Here is a 15447-nt window from a genome sequence, read left to right on the forward strand (position 1 = left end):
CTTCTGGTTAACGGTCTCTCCAAGCCTGCCACGGATGTTACTCGCGAGAAACATAACTCCGGTGCGAGTCCCATCACAGTCAACCCGGCGCCAGGACAGCACTAGTCTGACCCAGGTGACCGAGACGTTACCGCTCACCGGCGAGAGAACAGCGCCCGGGATCTGGCACGAGAACTACTGGTTCGCGCGCCACGACGCCGCCTACCGCTGGATCACGGCCAATCTGCCGATCCATCGGACCGGCCGGATCCTCGACGCCGGCTGCGGCGAGGGGTACGGCGCGGAGCAGCTCCGCCTGGCGGGGACGGACTCCGTGACCGGTCTCGACTATGAAGATACGACGTTGCGGCACGTCCGCCGGGTTTATCCACAGCTCAATGTCGTGCGCGGCAATCTGGTGCAGACGCCCTTCACCGACAACGCCTTCACGGTCGTCACGTCGCTGCAGACGATCGAGCACCTCTGGGAGCAGCCGCGCTTCGTCGCCGAGTGCGCGCGCATCCTCGCACCGGGCGGAACGCTGGTCCTGAGTACGCCGAACCGCCTGACGTTCCCGAGCGGGAACTGGTACCACACCCGCGAACTGACAGCCGCCGAGTTCACCGAGCTGCTCGCGCCGCACTTCGAGATCACGCACGCGCTCGGACTCCATCACGGCGTACGGCTGACGGCGTGGGAGAACGAGTTCGGGTCGTGTGTGGACGCGCAGCTCGCGGTCGAGCACGACCAGTGGGACGACAACCTGGCCGCGCTCGTGCGGACGACGACGTACGGGGACTTCGAGATCCGCCCAGGAGACCTGGACGGATCTCTCGACCTGATCCTGGTCGGTACCCCTACGGGCGGATGATCTTCTCGACGATCTTGCCGGCGATCAGGTAGACCAGCGCGGCGATCCCCCAGTTGACCAGGAGCGTGTTCTTCGCGGTCTGCAACCGGAACAGGTCCTTGAACGGACCCACCAGGTCGTGGCCGCGCTCGAGGATCCAGCGCACGATCTCGTTGCTCTGGTTGGTCTGGTCGAGCGCCGTGAACAACGCGCCGAGCGCCAGGACGGCGGCCGCGAGCACCGCGATCAGCCAGATCACCGAGGCGACCAGGTTCCGCAGCTTCCGGACCCCGGAACCGACCGAGCTGAGCGCCTGCTTGCCCTTGCCGGACGAGCCCGACGAACTGCCCTTGGCCGTCGACGGTTTGTTGCCCGCAGCACCAGTTTGGCCGCCGGCCTTCGCAGCCGGCTTGCCCGCCGGGGCCGCTGCCGGACTGTTGCCGGCGGCATCCTTACCCGACGTGTCCGTGGCGTCTGCCGGCTTCGACGGTGCGGCATCCTCCGAGCCGGCCGCACCCGCCGTGCCCGCACCGGACGCAGCCTCGGCCGATGTGGCCGCCGCCTGTTCGCGGGCCCGCTGCTCCGCGACGATCTCCGCCGCCGTCTTCGGGCGGGCAGCCTTCGTCGCGGTCGCCGTACTCGAAGCCGTCGGGCTCGCGCCGGCGTCCACGTCCGGCGCCGTGCCGGCCTTCGCGGCTTCGGCGGCCGTCGCCTTGTCGTCCTGCGTACCCACGTCGTCCATCTCCTCAGCCGGGGTCCGTTCGTCGTCCGTGGCCACCACGGTCGCCCGCTCCGGGTCGGCCGGCGGTCTCCTACGCCGACTCACCGGGACCGGGCGTGGCGACAAGCGGCGGCGGGCGCCCGCTACCGGTGCCGCGCTGCCGTCCGCTGCCTGTGTTTCCGGGTCCATACTTCGCTTCACGCCTATGTGTGATTCGTTCGTTTCAAGCACTGGTTCCAACGTAGCGCCGCCTGGTGCCGCAGACGTCCGGACCGGTCAGCCACGCTACTTCTCCTCTCCGACTCGCATCGGGTCGTGGGCGTCCGACCTGACGTGGGGGCCATAGTGCCCGACTGGTGAGTAACTTGAGAACCCCTCGGGGCTCTCTTTTTCACCATCTGCTTCTACCTCATCACCGGCCGCATCCTCGGCCGCGACGCTCCGGGACGGTCCAGGTGCCGAAGAATCAGCTCCCTCACCCCCGGTTTCCTCGGTCGCGGCGGCCTCCGGTGTGGGAGTGGTGCCGGAGTGCAGCAGGTCGGTCGCTCGGTCGTTGGCCTCGGCCAGGCCGGCCAGGTATTTGCGGCGCTCAGCCGTCGCGGCGTAGCGGGCGGCGCGATCCGCGACCACGACCGCGGGCACGCCGGCAGCCACGGCGTGCGCCGGGATGTTGCCCCGAGCAACGCTGTTGGCGCCGATCACCGCACCACGGCCGATATCGGTGCCGCGGGTGACGGTGACCTTGGTGGCCAGCCAGCAGTCCGGCCCGATCCGCACCGGCGACTTCACCAGCCCCTGGTCCTTGATCGGCAGGTCGAGGTCCTCGGTCTTGTGGTCGAAGTCGCAGATGTAGGTCCAGTCCGCGATCAGCGTCGACGCGCCGATCTCCACGTCCAGGTAGCAGTTCACCGTGACATCGCGGGCGAACACCACCTTGTCGCCGATCCGCAGCGTGCCCTCGTGCGCGCGCAGCCGGGTCTCGTCACCGAGGTGCACCCATTTGCCGAGCACGATCCGCCCGTGACCGGGCCGCGCCACGATCTCCAGGTGCTTGCCGAGGAACACGAAACCCTCGGTGATCACGTTCGGGTGGCGCAGCTTGAACCAGGCGAACCGCCAGTAGCGCTTCAGGTAGTACGGCGTCCACGCCCGATGGCGCACCACCCAGCGCAGATTCGCCACGGACAGCAACCGCATCAGCACACCTTACTGCGCGACACCCGTGATCGAGACGTTGTAGTACAGCTCATCGGGGACGACGGTCGACAGCGCCTTGTCCACCTTGGACAGCTGCAGCCACGACTTGTACGCGAACATCCGCCACCCGAACCCGAGCTTCTGCTCCGGTACGGCGGCCTCGAACGTCCGGATCGGCCAGCCGACCCACGCCGCGAGCAGCTCCTCCGTGACGGTGGAGACGTCCCTCGCACCGGCCCGCGACGCCATCCGCGCCAGCGTGTCCGGGTCGAACGTGTGCAGGTCCACGACCGCTTCGAGCGCGGCTGCCCGCGACGACTCGTCCAGTTCCTCCTGCGGCCGCCGCCAGTGCGCCAGCGCGGGCAGCTTGGTCACGTTCGTGGTCGCCCACCAGGTGAAGCGCGACAGCCGCCGGGCCACGAAGTCGCCGTACCGCGTGGGTTCGCCGCAGATCACGAAGCGGCCGCCGGGCTTGAGGACGCGCAGCATCTCGCGGAACGCCAGCTCGACATCCGGGATGTGGTGAATCACCGCGTGCCCGATGACGAGGTCGAAGGTGTCGTCGTCGTACGGCAGCTTCTCGGCGTCGGCGACCTTGCCCTCGACCTTGAAGCCGAGCGTCTTCGCGTTCTTCTTCGCAGCCTCGACCATGCCCGGGGAGAGGTCGGTGACGTGTGCCTCATCGAGGACACCGGCGAGCTTGAGGTTCAGCGTGAAGAAGCCGGTGCCGGCGCCGATCTCGAGCGTCTTGCCGTACGGCCAGCCGCCCGATCCGGCGACCGCGGTGAAGCGGTCGCGGGCGTAGTCGACGCAGCGCTCGTCGTACGAGATCGACCACTTCTCGTCGTACGTCGACGCTTCCCAGTCGTGGTACAGCACCTGGGCGAGCTTGTTGTCGTTCCAGGCCGCCTCGACCTCTTCGGCGGTCGCGGCCGGCTTCTCGGTTGCAGACATCAGATTCCCTTGAACTCGGCTTTTCCGGGGCCGTTCTCGACGAAGGACTTCATCCCGATCGTGCGGTCCTCGGTGGCGAACAGTGCGGCGAACTGGGTGCGCTCGATCTCCAGCCCGGTGGCCAGGTCGACGCCGAGTCCGGAGTCGATCGCCTCCTTGGCCGCGCGCAGTGCCATCGCGGCACCCTTGGAGAACTGCGAGGCCCATGCCACGGCCGCGTCGTACACCTCGGCGGCCGGCACCACCTTGTCGACGAGGCCGATCCGCAGCGACTCCTCGGCGTCGACGAAACGGCCGCTGTAGATCAGGTCCTTGGCCTTGGACGGGCCGATCAGCCGGGACAGTCGCTGCGTGCCGCCTGCGCCCGGGATGATGCCGAGCAGGATCTCCGGCTGGCCGAGCTTGGCGTCGTCGGCGGCGATCCGGTAGTCGGCGCAGAGCGCGAGCTCACAGCCGCCACCGAGCGCGTACCCGGTGATCGCGGCGACGGTCGGCTTCGGGATCGCGGCGACCGCGGACAGCGAGGACTGCAGCGGACCGGAGCGCTTGGCCATGTCGGCGTACGACATGTCGGCCATCTCCTTGATGTCCGCGCCGGCCGCGAACACCCGCTCACCGCCGTAGATGACCACCGCGCGGACGTCGTCGTTCGCGGTCGCCTCGAGCGCGGCGGTCCGGATCTCTTCCTGGACCTGCACGTTGAGCGCGTTCATCTTCGGCCGATCCAGCCGGATCGTGCCGACCCCGTCGCTCACGGTGAGATTGACGAACTCGCCCATCACTCGCTCCTCTACAGTTCCCGGGGCCTACCCATCGGTCACATCCCCGGGAACCGTACCGGACAAGAGCAAGCAGAGGTACTACAGGCTCCTAAAGATCGACCGCTTGGCCGGAGGCCGCGGAGCGGCGGGCTCCGTCGACGATCTTCAGCGTGCGGAGGCCGACAGCGCCGTCCGGCTGCGGTACGACGGCCGGCGCCTGACCGGCCTGCGCCGGGCCGGTCGTGCGGACCGCGTCCAGGAACGTGTCGAGCAACGACGCGTCCAGGTTGCCGCCGATTCCCAGGAAGACCTCGCCGGACGCGTCCGTGCCGCCGACGTGCGGCAGGAACGGCTCGATCTCCACCGACCCGTTGGTGCCGGTCACCTGCAGCGACACGCCGCCCCACGTCGGACCGTTGTCCGGAACGCTCCAGGAGCAGTCGATCGTTGCCATCAGCCCGTTGTCGTAGTTGATGGTGACCAGACCGCCGGTCTCCACCTCGACGTTCTTGTCCTGGTGCAGGATGCGGTTCGACGCGGCGTACACGCGGGTGGCGGACGCGCCGCCGGTCAGGCCGTCGATCAGGTCCGCGCAGTGCACGGTGTGGTCGACCAGCGCTCCCCCACCGGCCAGCTTCGCGTCGGTGAACCACTGGCGCGCGTCGTACGGGATCTTCCCGTTGTTCGTGCCGAGGATCGCGAAGACGTCACCGAGGCGACCCGCCTCGACGTTGGCCCGCAACTGCGCGTACGACGGCGCGAATCGCACCGGGTACGCGATCATCAGGATCGTCCCGGCCGCCTCGCACGCGGCGAGCATCGCCTCGCCGTCGGCGACCTCGGTGGCCAGCGGCTTCTCGCAGAGCACGTGCGCACCGACCGCGGCGGCCCGCTCGACGAGCTCCCGGTGACCCGCGTTCTCCGAGGTCACGATGACCGCGTCGGGTCCCCAGGCGAACAGTTCGTCGTACGTGTCGACGTACGGGACACCGAACCGTTCCGCGAGCTCGGCGCCGCGCGGATGCGCGTCCGGCGCCGCGGCACCGTCCGGATCGGCCGCCAGTGCGTCGATCTCCGGCATCGACGCAAGCAGGTGCGCGTACGAACCGGCGTGCACATGCGCGAACGAGGCGATCGCAACCTTGAGCGTCATGCCACTGCTCCCGTCGAGACGAAGGTCTTCATGTCGATCGGCTGCCCGGACTCCATCGACGCACGCGCCGCTTCGGCCAGGTACACCGCGGTCGCACCGTCCGACGCCAGCACCCGCGGCTCCGGTCCGCCCCGCAGACCGATCGCGAGCTCACGCAGCTGCACCAGGTACGGGCTCTCTCCCAGCGACGACTCCGGGATCAGCAGGTCACCGGCCGCGGCGCCGTTCTGCAGCTCTTCCTTGTAGCCGCTGCCGCTGTCGGAGGTGAACTTCAGTACGCCGCTCGACCCGGCCACCGTGAAGCCGGTCTGGAACGTCGTACCGGTTGCTCCCCAGGTCGCGCGGCAGTGGCTGATCGCACCGCTCTCGTGGGTGAGCGTGACGTGCGCGGCCACGTTGACCGGGCTGACGCCGTCCACGGTCGGCGGGTTCTGCGCGGCGTACACCGTCGTGACCTCGCCGCAGAGCCAACGGGCCTGGTCGAGGTCGTGCACCATCAGGTCCATGATCACGCCACCGGACCGGGCCACATCCCGGTACCAGCCGGCGCCCGCCGGCGACGAGGCCTGACGGTAGAACCGCGCGACCGCCACGTCCCCGACCCGCCCGGCCTGAATGGCGTCGTACGCCGCCTTGTACGCCGGGAAGAACCGCACCACGTGCGCCGGGTACAGCCGAACGCCGGCCGCCGCGGCGGCATCGATCACCTCGTGCGAGTCAGCCGCGGTGAGGGTCAGCGGCTTCTCGCAGATCACGTTCTTGCCGACCTTGATCGCGGCCAGCGTGAGCTCCTTGTGGGTCGCCGACGGCGTGACGATGTCGACGAACTCGACCTCGGCCAGCAGCGCGTCCAGCGACGGTGCGACCTCCAGTCCGTACTGTTCCGACAGCTCCTGCGCGCCCTCGAGCGAGTGCACCAGGATGCGGGCACCGAGGGCCTTCCACGACTGCGCGTGGATGCGGGCGATGTTGCCCGCGCCGATCAGACCTACGGTCAGACCGGCCAGCTCTTCCGACATGTGTCCCCCATGACCAGGGATGGGTAAATTATGAACGGTCCTTGCGTATCATTGCGCACAGGCGTTCGCAACTACCGTCTCACGAACACAACCACCTCACTATCGTGAACTGCGCCCGTACTGTGCAGAATGTGCCGGTGACAGAAGCGACCGCCGCCCCGAGCGCCACCGGCCCGTCCGTAGGCACCGGCACGCGTCCGGGCGCTGTGGTCCAGACCGCTGGGACCACCTTCACGCTGTGGGCCCCGGCCGCCGAGCGGGTCGAGCTCGCGCTGATCGCCGACGACGGCAGTCAGCGGAACCTGGACCTCACCCACACCGGCGAGTTCTGGACCGGTTTCGTGCCGGGCGTCGGCGCCGGCCAGCGCTACGGCTACCGCGTGCACGGCCCGTTCGACCCATCGCACGGATTGCGCTTCAACCCGTCGAAGCTGGTCCTCGACCCGTACGCGCGCGCCGTCGACGGCGACCTCGACTTCGGCAGCCCGCTGATCTACGACTCCTCCGACGGCGACTCGGCCGGGCACGTTCCGGTCGGTGTGGTGGTCGCGGAGTCCGAACCGCCGCCCCCGATCAGCAAGCCGGTGCACTGGGGTGAGACGGTCATCTACGAGCTGCACACGAAGGGGTTCACCGAACTGCACCCCGACGTACCCGAGCATCAGCGTGGGACGTACGCCGGGCTCGCGCATCCGTCGGTGATCAAGTATCTGACCGACCTCGGCGTCACGTCGGTCGAGTTGCTGCCGATCCACGAGTTCCTCACCGAGCCGGCGATCGCGGCGCGCGGCCTGCCGAACTACTGGGGCTACAACACACTCGGGTTCTTCGCACCGCACTCGGCGTACTCCTCGTCGGGCTCGCGCGGTGAGCAGGTGGCCGAGTTCAAGGCGATGGTCGCGGCGTTCCATGCAGCCGGCATCGAGGTGATCCTCGACGTGGTCTACAACCACACCGCCGAGGGTGGGTTCGACGGGCCGACGCTGAGCTTCCGCGGCATCGACAACCGCGCGTACTACCGACTCGCGCACGGCGCCGCCATGTACGACGTGACCGGGACCGGCAACTCGGTCGACACCTCCCACCCGCAGGTACGGCGTCTTGTCATGGACTCGCTGCGTTACTGGGTCGAGGAGATGGGCGTCGACGGGTTCCGGTTCGACCTGGCCGTCACGCTGGTGCGCAACGAGCGGCACGAGGTGGACATCCCGGACCATCCGTTCCTCGCCGAGGTCGCGGCGGACCCGGTGCTCGGCCGGGTGAAACTGATCTCCGAGCCGTGGGACATCGGCCCGTTCGGCTACCAGGTGGGCAACTTCGGACCGCCGTGGTCGGAGTGGAACGGCAAGTTCCGCGACAGCGTGCGGGACATCTGGCGGAACATGTCCGACGGCGTGAAGGACCTCGCCTACCGGCTGTCCGGATCGAGCGACCTGTACGGCGACGACGGGCGCTACCCGTACGCGTCGATCAACTTCGTCACCGCGCACGACGGGTTCACCCTGCGCGACCTGGTCAGCTACGACCACAAGCACAACGAGGCGAACCACGAGGACAACCGGGACGGCACCGACGACAACCGGTCCTGGAACTGCGGCCACGAGGGTGAGACCGACGACGAGGGTGTCGTTGCCTTGCGCAAGCGCCAGATGGCGAACCTGATGTCGACGCTGATCCTGTCCACCGGCGTGCCGATGATCACCGCCGGGGACGAGTGCGGGCGGACACAGCACGGCAACAACAACGCGTACTGCCAGGACAGTGAGATCTCCTGGTTCGACTGGTCACTGCCGGCCGCCTGGTCCGACCATTTGGAGCTGACCAAGAAGCTGCTGGCGCTCCGGGCCGCTCATCCGACATTGCGGCAGTGGCACTACTTCTCCGGGCAGCCTGTCGTTCCTGGCGGCCGCAAGGACCTGTCCTGGATCGCACCGCACGGTGGCGAGATGACCGACGCGGACTGGTTCGACGGCAACCTGCGCACGATCGGGATGTTCCTGCACGGTGGTGAGTTGCGGGCCACCGACGAGGAAGGCAACGCGCTGACCGACAGTTCGTTCCTGCTCGCGCTCAACGCCACGCCCGAGACGCGGAACGTCGTCGTACCGGATGCGTCGTGGGCGCCGGCGTACGAGGTGGTGCTGGACACCAGCAACAGCATGGTGACCGAGGTAGAGGCCGGCGCGACGGTGCCGCTCGCACCGCGCTGTCTGGTGCTGCTGCGCGCGCTCTGAGGTCGTTAACCTTTCCCCTGTACATTCGGCGGTCACCTTCTGTTCATGTCTGGGGGGACCGATGTTTCTGCTGCGGCGTGGGCGTGAACGGACCACACCGATCGGTGCGCTGCACCACGCGATCATGCGCTGGGGCGAGGCCGAGCGGACCAGTTCCCGGCTGGCGATCCAGCGCTGGGTCGACGGCGTCGCGTACGTCGACGTCCAAGCGCGCACGTACGCCGACTACTGGACCCGCCAGAACTCGGAGGCCCTCTCCGCCGACGGACCGCTCTGGGTCGTCCTGGGCGACTCGACTGCGCAGGGACTGGGCGCGTCGTCCCCACTCCACGGGTACGTCGGCCAGGTACTGAACGCACTGCGCCGGAAGGGCACGCCATGGCGAGTGCTGAACCTGTCCCGCTCCGGTGCGCAGACCCAACACGTCCTGAACGACCAGCTCCCGTTGCTCGACGGACTGACGCCGGCACTCGTCACCTGCGGCATCGGCAACAACGACATCCTCGCCACGCCACCCAAGCGCTTCCGCGACCACCTCAGTCAGGTGATCGATCGGCTGCCCTCCTCGTCGGTCGTCATGGACCTGACTGTCCCCGACCGGCTCTGGCGGATCGGTGGCGCAGTCAGCCCGTACGTGTCCAGCATCAACCAGATGATCAGCAACACGGCCGCGTCCCGTGGACTGCCGGTTGCCGAGGTCTCGCGGTACGCGCGGCCGCCCTGGCGCGGCATGCTCGCGCCGGATGCGTTCCACCCCAACAACCTGGGCTACCGGCGCCACGCGGACGCTCTGCTCGCCGCGCTGCCCAGCGGCGTACTCACGGCCCGAGTAGACGCGCCAAACGGTCCAGCGTCTTCGTGCTCTCCCGCTGGACTCCGATCGGCACAATCGCCGCACGCCCTGGCACCCGAATGCCTCCGGTGAGTGCGACACGTGTCCCACCACCCGGCTCGGCGGCGACTGCCATCCCGATGATCAGGAAGCGGCTCTGCAGCCAGCACCATCCCGGCCGGAACTGACCGCTCAGTCGCGCACGCTGGCCGCGCTTTCCCTTCGCCAGCACGACGACGCGGTCGCCGTCGCGTTCCAGCACCGTCGCCGAGACGAAATCCGCCTGAACGCCGGCGAAGACCTCGAAGTCGGCCAGCATCGCCTTCACCTCATCGGGTTCGGCTGGCAGCACGCGTTCGGTCACCGTGGCACCCGGCACACCCGCCGCGAGGGCACGGAACCGCTCGACGTCCGTCAGTTCGGTTTGTGGCCAGTTCGCCGTCATGATCTCCACGCCTTCCGAAAACTCGCCCGGGCCCGGTGCAGCCGCGACTTCGCCGTACCCGCCGGGACGTCGAGCACCGCGGCTGCCGCTTGTTCGTCCATTCCTTCGAGATCCCGCAGGACCAGGACCGCGCGATGCTCCGGCGAGAGCCGCCGCAGCACGTCCTGTACGTCGACCGCGAGCTGCGGATCGTCCGCGGCCGGGAGTTCCGCGAGCTCGGCCGGCTGCTGCCGCTGCCCGCGGCGCGCGACCCGGACCGCCTCGCGCACCGCGATCGCGCGCGCCCAGCCGAAGACCGCCGCCGGGTTCTCGAGCCCACGCAGCCCACGAAAGATCGCGATCAGCGCTTCCTGCGCCGCATCGGGTCCGTCGGCGAGCGCGATCGGCCCACAGATCTTCCCGACGTACGGCGTGAGCTCGTCGAGCAGCTCGTTCATCGCGACGGTGTCACCGCGCTGGGCCGCCCGGACCTGGTGTTCCTCGATCATCCGAGGAAGGCCGAGACGAGTGGGGTCACCTGATCCGCGCAGTCGACGGTGAGTGCGTGACCGCAGCCGGGCAACACGTGCACGGTTGCGTTGGGCAACAGCTTTCCGAAGCGCGCGGCCTGGTCGACCGGCAGCACGGTGTCGTGGTCGCCCCAGAGCACGAGCGTCGGTTGCCGGGTCGACGGGAGGGCGTGCTCGGTCGCGCTCCAGTCGAGGCCGCGTTCCAGCGCGTACATGGACCGCACGTTGTCACGATACGTTCCGGGGATCCACATCTGGTCGACGAGCTGCGGAGTGACCAGGTTCTGGTGCACGAACAGGCCACGAACCGCGGCGTCGACCATGCCGCGTCTCGTGGCCAGTTTGGCGAGGGCCTCGCCGATGAGTGGTTGTTTGAGAATCTCCCAGCTCCACACGTCCCGCTCGTCCAGACCGGACGGAGAGAGCAGCACGAGCTTGCTGACCCGCTCCGGGTGCCGCTGCGCGTAGGCGAGTCCCCAGCCGCCGCTCCACGAGTTGCCGCCGAGTGCGACGGTCCGGAGATGCACGGCGTCGAGGAACTGGCCGAGGGCGTCGGTCATGCCGTTCAGATCGAAGGCGAAGCGCTCGTCGTGCAGACGGGTCTCGCCCTGTCCTGGCAGGTCGACGACATAGACAGTGTGGTCGTGCGCCAGGGCCGAGAGCTCGGTGTTCCAGGCCGAGGCTGGGGCGGCGCCGGGTGACAAGAGCACCACTGGTGATCCGGTGCCGCGTTGCAGGTAGTGCACCCGCGCCAGTGGAGTGTCGACGTACCTGTCGTCGGCCGTGGTCGCCGCGCTGGGCTGCTCGGTCGGCTGGTAGACGTAGGCGATCAGCGAGAGGGCAACGACACCTACTACTGGCACCGTCACGACGCTGACCTTCAGCCAGCGTGCTCGCAGCAGCTTGAGGTCTACTACGCAGAGAGTGATGCGGGCCGGTGTGTAGAGCAACAGGTTGAGCCAGTAGAACGCAGTACCCGTGTCGCTGAAGACCCAGGCCAGGCCGAGGGCGGCTCTGGCGGCCAAGCCTGCTGCGAGGCCGGCTACTACGAATCTGGCGATTGCCGATCGATCGGACCGGAGTACTGCGAACGCGAGCAGCAGGTGCAGCGCTGCCAGCGGTAGGACCACCTGGGGAGCGAATGACACCTCCCAGCCGAGGACCGCTCGCGAGAGCGATCGCTCGGTGGACGCCGGCCAGACCGCGCCTGTCGCCCAGTAGATGTGCACTGCCGCAAGCAGGACGTGCGCGCCCGCGGCGATTCTTCGAGACTCCATCCCGGCCCCTCCTCAGATGTGCGTGACATCTGCGAAGAGGAGTCGTGCGGTGGAGACGTTCCCCTGCGTGATGCAGGTCTCAGTCTTCGGGGTCCTTCGGAGTCTCGGGCACTACGGGGGCGTCGGCGAGCAGCAGGTAGAGCGAGCGCCGAGCCTCGGCCAGGATCTTCGCGGCCGCGGCACGCTGCTCCTCGGAGCCACTGCGAGCGACCTGCCGAGTGGCTGCATGCAGCTCCTCGAGCAGTCCGCGCAGGTCGGCCCCGGGCTGAGCGCCCGCGAACCCGGCGAACGGGTCGAGCGACGTCTCCCGACGCCCTTCGACAAACTCGCGACCGGCGTCGGTCAGCGTGACGAGCTTGCGGCCGGCCTCCGCGGTCACGGTGACCAGGCCCTCGTCCTCCAGCTGGTTGATGGTCGGATAGATCGCGCCGGGGCTGGGGGTCCAGCGCCCGCCGCTGCGGTCGGCGATGGCCTGCATCAACTGGTAGCCGTGCATCGGCTCCTCAGCAAGCAGCATCAGGACGGCCGCTCGGACATCGCCGCGCGGGGCTCGGCCGCGGCCCGCGCCGCGCCCTGGTCCCCGCCCACCGCGTCCGCGGTGCATCGGCATGCCTTCGCCCGGACGCGGTCCGCCGCGCCGGGGGTGGTGATGGCCGCCTCGGCGGCCTCTGAGTTCGTTGGGGGTGTTCATACTGTCCTCCTCGATATTCTTCATGACACTAACGATATATCGTTACCGTCACTAACACAACCCCGGCCGCGAAACTTCCCTCTGCCCCTGGGGCAGGGTGTTCACTGACGTCCATGACCGGCACACGAGACACCCAGGGCGAGCTGACGATCAGCGAGTTCGGGGGCCGGACCGGCCTCTCACACAAGGCGCTCCGCCTGTACGACGTGTCGGGACTGCTCGCGCCGGCCCGCGTCGACCCGGTCAACGGCTACCGCTGGTACGACGAGGCGCAACTGGAGCGGGCCCGGCGGATCAGCGTGCTGCGGCAACTCGACATGCCGCTGACCACGATCGCCGAGGTGCTCGCGGGAACCGACGAGGAGGCAATGATCCGGCTGGACCGCTGGTGGGCCGCCTCCGAAGCGACCACCGCGGCCCGGCGAGCCACCCTCGACTACCTCCGCGACCGCCTGTCCCGATCCGGTACGTCGGGCCTCGCGCCGCGCCCGGTGCTGACCCGGGACGTCCCGGCGACGAAGATCGCGACGATCCGGGCGGAGACGAACCAGCAGTTGCTGATCGGGATCATCGTGACGTGCACCGACGAGATCACGGCGTACCTGCGGGCCGCCGGGGCGACCGCGGACGTGGGGTCCTGGGTGATCTACCACGGCGCGGTCACGCCCGAGGGTGAGGCGACCGTCGAGGTGTGCGTTCCGTTCGAGGGGCTGGTGGATCCGTCCGGGCGGATCGGGATCCGGGTCGAACCGGCGCACCGGGAGGCGTACTGCACGCTCTCGATGAACGAGTGCGCCTACCCGCGGATCATGCTCGCCTACGACCTTGTCTACGACTGGGCCCGGTCCGCCGGCCTCCCCGAAGCGGGTCCGCCACGCGAGGTGTACCTCCCGGACTGCCAGCTCATCCCCCGCGACGAACCGGCCATGGACGTCGCCCTGCCCATTCTCGAGAGGAAGCTCTGATGGACTACACACGCCAGACCCGGTTCAGCGACCCCGGCGCCCACGCGGCGCTCTTCGACGCGCTGCCGGACGACATCCCGGGGATCGCCGCTGTGGTGCGGAACCTGCTGATCCACTACCGCGCCGGCGGCATCGAGTTCACCGGCGAACGATTGTCGGAGATCGACAGCCGCTACGTCACGGCAATCCTGGACACGGACCAGAAGCGCAACGGTACGGCGCTCGCCGTACCGCGGGAGCCCGTCGACCGGGTGGTCGGTTGCTGCCGGGACTACACCCTGCTGTTCGTGTCGGTCCTGCGCCACAAGGGGATCCCGGCGCGCAGCCGCGTCGGCTTCGGGAACTACTTCGCCGAAGGGTTCGACCACGACCACGTGATTGCGGAGTACTGGAACGGCGAGCGCTGGGTGATGATCGACGCGCAGATGGACCCGGCGCACGCGGACCTGACCTTCGACGTCGCGGATATGCCGGCCGGGCCGTTCCGATCGGCGGCCGAGGTGTGGCTGGGCTACCGGGCCGGCGAACTCGACGCGGACAAGTTCGGCGCCGACCCCAACCCGAACGCGCCGCTCCGGCTGCACGGCGGCTGGTTCGTCCGGAACTACGTCTGCTACCAGCTGGCGCATCTGAACGGCGACGAGTTGCTGCTGTGGGACAACTGGGGCGCGATGTCCGACACACTGGACGGCGACCTCGGGCTCATCGACCGGATCGCCGAGCTGATGGTTGCCTCGGACAACGGAGACGAGACGGCGACCAAGGAGGTCAACGACCTGTACCGGACCGACGCGAGGCTGACCTTCGCCGGCCGCTCCTTCGTCACCTCCCCCGCCGGCGGCCCGTTCGCCTGGCTGGACGTGTAGTTGCTTCAGCCTTCGAACCCGTGGCGTCCCGGGCAGCGCTCTGACCGCACCGCCCTGGCCGCCGCTTTGGTTGCCTACGGCATGCTCAGCGCTCAGAAAGTCACCGGCCACGGCGCGTAGAGGTTGACCTTCACGACTCGCGGGTCGAACCACACCAGCATGTTGGAGCACCCCTTGGCGTACTCGTTGCGCGAGTTCACCAGATTCGCTCGCGTGAGGCGTTCCTTCGGGACGCGGAAGATCGTCATCACGTGACGTGTCGGCCACGCGTCCTGGGTGTAGGTCTCCTTGTAGTACTCGAGATAGACGTCAGGATCGTTCTGATCCGTGAAGTACTTCCCGCCGTTGAGGAGCGTCCCCGGCGCGAGGCGGTCGCCTCCGTTCGGCCCACGATTCTCCCCCGGCGGGTTCTGCCGGTTGGCGCCGCTGGCGCTGTCCTGCGCGCTGTTGGCCTCGTAGTCACAGGAGAAGATCACCTGCGCCTGCCCGGCCGTCACCGGCAGCGCCTTGTCCGCCACCTTCAACCGATCGACCGTCAACTGCTGGAACGCCTCCTGCGGCGCCGGCGTCCGATGCGGCACCGCGATCGGGGTAGTAGCCGGCACCGTCGGCGGCCCAGGCGTCCCGTTCCTCGCGGACGGCACCGGGGTGTCCCACTCAGCACTCAGGTACGGCGACGGCCGCGACCCCGACGACACCTCCGAACCACACCCCACCAGCAGCACAACAGCCGCCGCGATCCCCCAGACCAAGCGCATACACATCAACCTACGACGACGACAGCGCTGCGGAAGACCAAGCATGCCTGCAACAACCTGCAATTTCAGAACGAGGGACGCAGGTACGCCGGGACGCCTGCACGGCGGAGAGCCGGAGTCGCGCGCACTCGTGGGCGGCAGCTCGACAGGAGGTGTTGGTGGATTGGGCGGGATCGGCGTGGCCGCTGAGCGTGGCGGGGTCGCCGTTCGGCGGACACCTCCTGTCGAGCTGCCGG

General features: G+C 68.6%; 16 protein-coding genes. 5 read left to right on the top strand and 11 right to left on the bottom strand.

The window, feature by feature from the left end:
* Window positions 1–115 precede the first annotated feature (115 nt).
* Window positions 116–850 carry a class I SAM-dependent methyltransferase gene (locus ACWGID_RS28510; RefSeq protein WP_452201630.1) on the top strand — a complete coding sequence of 245 codons (735 nt, stop codon included), beginning with the start codon at window positions 116–118 and terminating at the stop codon, window positions 848–850.
* Here the strand turns inward: ACWGID_RS28510 and ACWGID_RS28515 are convergent.
* From ACWGID_RS28515 to ACWGID_RS28540, 6 genes are all read right to left on the bottom strand, one after another.
* A complete protein-coding gene (locus ACWGID_RS28515; RefSeq protein ID WP_452201631.1) occupies window positions 837–1739 on the bottom strand; it encodes a hypothetical protein in 903 nt (300 codons plus the stop codon). The two genes, ACWGID_RS28510 and ACWGID_RS28515, sit on opposite strands and share 14 nt — an antisense overlap.
* Window positions 1740–1835: 96 nt before the next feature.
* Window positions 1836–2747 (bottom strand): acyltransferase, encoded by a 912-nt coding sequence (locus ACWGID_RS28520; protein ID WP_452201633.1) that lies wholly within the window; start codon window positions 2745–2747, stop codon window positions 1836–1838.
* A gap of 9 nt (window positions 2748–2756) precedes the next feature.
* On the bottom strand, window positions 2757–3701 hold the full coding sequence (locus tag ACWGID_RS28525) for a class I SAM-dependent methyltransferase (RefSeq protein WP_452201635.1): 945 nt from the start codon (window positions 3699–3701) through the stop codon (window positions 2757–2759).
* Window positions 3701–4480: an enoyl-CoA hydratase/isomerase family protein gene (locus tag ACWGID_RS28530; protein ID WP_452201637.1), complete on the bottom strand. Its 780-nt coding sequence runs from the start codon at window positions 4478–4480 to the stop codon at window positions 3701–3703. The genes ACWGID_RS28525 and ACWGID_RS28530 overlap by 1 nt, the downstream gene beginning before the upstream one ends.
* Before the next feature lie 91 nt (window positions 4481–4571).
* Window positions 4572–5615 carry a Gfo/Idh/MocA family protein gene (locus tag ACWGID_RS28535; protein ID WP_452201639.1) on the bottom strand — a complete coding sequence of 348 codons (1044 nt, stop codon included), beginning with the start codon at window positions 5613–5615 and terminating at the stop codon, window positions 4572–4574.
* On the bottom strand, window positions 5612–6634 hold the full coding sequence (locus ACWGID_RS28540; RefSeq protein ID WP_452201641.1) for a Gfo/Idh/MocA family protein: 1023 nt from the start codon (window positions 6632–6634) through the stop codon (window positions 5612–5614). Before ACWGID_RS28540 ends, ACWGID_RS28535 begins: the two co-directional genes overlap by 4 nt.
* 137 nt (window positions 6635–6771) lie before the next feature.
* On the opposite strand from ACWGID_RS28540, the gene glgX reads away from it, so the two are divergent.
* Window positions 6772–8868 (top strand): glycogen debranching protein GlgX, encoded by a 2097-nt coding sequence (gene glgX / locus ACWGID_RS28545; RefSeq protein ID WP_452201643.1) that lies wholly within the window; start codon window positions 6772–6774, stop codon window positions 8866–8868.
* Window positions 8869–8929: 61 nt separating this feature from the next.
* Window positions 8930–9793 carry an SGNH/GDSL hydrolase family protein gene (locus ACWGID_RS28550; protein ID WP_452201645.1) on the top strand — a complete coding sequence of 288 codons (864 nt, stop codon included), beginning with the start codon at window positions 8930–8932 and terminating at the stop codon, window positions 9791–9793.
* On the opposite strand, the gene ACWGID_RS28555 is transcribed toward ACWGID_RS28550, so the two are convergent.
* From ACWGID_RS28555 to ACWGID_RS28570, 4 genes are all read right to left on the bottom strand, one after another.
* Window positions 9687–10145, bottom strand: coding sequence for a hypothetical protein (locus ACWGID_RS28555; RefSeq protein WP_452201647.1), 459 nt, complete (start codon window positions 10143–10145; stop codon window positions 9687–9689). The two genes, ACWGID_RS28550 and ACWGID_RS28555, sit on opposite strands and share 107 nt — an antisense overlap.
* On the bottom strand, window positions 10142–10633 hold the full coding sequence (locus ACWGID_RS28560; protein WP_452201648.1) for an RNA polymerase sigma factor: 492 nt from the start codon (window positions 10631–10633) through the stop codon (window positions 10142–10144). Before ACWGID_RS28560 ends, ACWGID_RS28555 begins: the two co-directional genes overlap by 4 nt.
* Complete coding sequence (locus ACWGID_RS28565) at window positions 10630–11931, bottom strand: alpha/beta fold hydrolase (RefSeq protein ID WP_452201650.1); 1302 nt, start codon at window positions 11929–11931, stop codon at window positions 10630–10632. Before ACWGID_RS28565 ends, ACWGID_RS28560 begins: the two co-directional genes overlap by 4 nt.
* Before the next feature lie 79 nt (window positions 11932–12010).
* Window positions 12011–12646: a PadR family transcriptional regulator gene (locus ACWGID_RS28570; RefSeq protein ID WP_452201652.1), complete on the bottom strand. Its 636-nt coding sequence runs from the start codon at window positions 12644–12646 to the stop codon at window positions 12011–12013.
* An 89-nt stretch (window positions 12647–12735) separates the two neighbouring features.
* Here ACWGID_RS28570 and ACWGID_RS28575 point away from each other — a divergent pair, with 89 nt between their 5' ends.
* The gene (locus ACWGID_RS28575) at window positions 12736–13587 is read left to right on the top strand and encodes a MerR family transcriptional regulator (protein WP_452201654.1); all 852 of its coding nucleotides are present in this window, start codon (window positions 12736–12738) and stop codon (window positions 13585–13587) included.
* Window positions 13587–14453 (top strand): transglutaminase domain-containing protein, encoded by an 867-nt coding sequence (locus ACWGID_RS28580; RefSeq protein WP_452201656.1) that lies wholly within the window; start codon window positions 13587–13589, stop codon window positions 14451–14453. Before ACWGID_RS28575 ends, ACWGID_RS28580 begins: the two co-directional genes overlap by 1 nt.
* A gap of 92 nt (window positions 14454–14545) precedes the next feature.
* Here ACWGID_RS28580 and ACWGID_RS28585 read toward each other — a convergent pair whose 3' ends face one another.
* Window positions 14546–15211, bottom strand: coding sequence for a hypothetical protein (locus tag ACWGID_RS28585; protein WP_452201658.1), 666 nt, complete (start codon window positions 15209–15211; stop codon window positions 14546–14548).
* Window positions 15212–15447 lie beyond the last annotated feature (236 nt).

This window comes from Kribbella sp. NPDC054772, from assembly GCF_053611945.1.